This is a genomic window from Frankia tisae, assembly GCF_025403405.1.
Lineage (GTDB): Bacteria > Actinomycetota > Actinomycetes > Frankiales > Frankiaceae > Frankia > Frankia tisai.
This window is the reverse complement of sequence record NZ_JANEZT010000748.1, coordinates 1-891: the sequence shown is the minus strand read 5'-3', so window position 1 is coordinate 891 and position 891 is coordinate 1. Positions and strand designations below refer to the sequence as shown.

Here is an 891-nt window from a genome sequence, read left to right as displayed (position 1 = left end):
GGACGGGTCCGACCAGGACCGTAGGGATGGAGCGGCAGCCGCCGATGGGGGCGGCGGTGACCCGTCCAAGCGGGAGACGGGGGCGACGAGCCGGACGGCCGGTCCCGCCGACTCCGGCGCGGTGGGCGGGACCGGCAACCGGAGCCAGCGCGGCGCGCCCATCGGCGTCCCCTGGGGGACGGTGGTGGCCGACGTCCTCGGCGTTGTCGGTGCGCAGACGCTGTTCGTCGTGCTCGTCGCACTTGTCGTGAGCTCCGGGCCGGCCCGGCCGACCCTGCTGTCCGCGGCGCTGGGTACGGTCGCACTCGGTCTGCCGGCTGCGCTGCTTGGCACCCTCGCCGGCCGGCACCGGCTGCGGACCGCCTGGCGAACGCTGCCCGTAATGCTGCGGAGTTCGATGCTGTGCGGGGCGGGTGCGTTCGCATCGCTGATCGCCATCGCCGCCTTCGGCGTCGCCCTGGTGCTTGCCGCCACGTTGCCCGAGGTGGCCGGGGCGGAGCGGTCGCTCGATGTCGGGGTGCTCGGCGGGATCGGGCTCGCGGCCACGCAGCTTGCGCTGGTCCCCAACCTGATGCTGTGGGGTCTGTCCTACGCCCTCGGTCCCGGTTTCCGGACCGGGCCCGGCCTGGTCCGGGTCGACATGGTCCATCCCGCGGACCTGCCCGACCTGCCGGTGCTGGCGGCGCTGCCCCCGAATGCGCTGCCGCGGCCCGGCTGGCTTGTCCTCGCCCTGGTGCCGATTGTCGCGGGCATCGTGCTGATGGCGATGGTCAACCGGGCTACCGCCGGGAGCCGGTCGCGGGACCGGCTCGCGACCGTGCTGGGCGCGGGCGTGACGTGCGGTCTGCTCACCGGGCTGGCGATCCAGGCGTCGATCGGGCGGGTCGGGGG

General features: G+C 75.1%; 1 protein-coding gene. It reads left to right on the top strand.

From position 1 onward, the window contains the following. Window positions 1-891: cell division protein PerM (locus tag NBZ85_RS31475; protein WP_261563464.1), on the top strand; the 891-nt coding region annotated here is incomplete at both ends.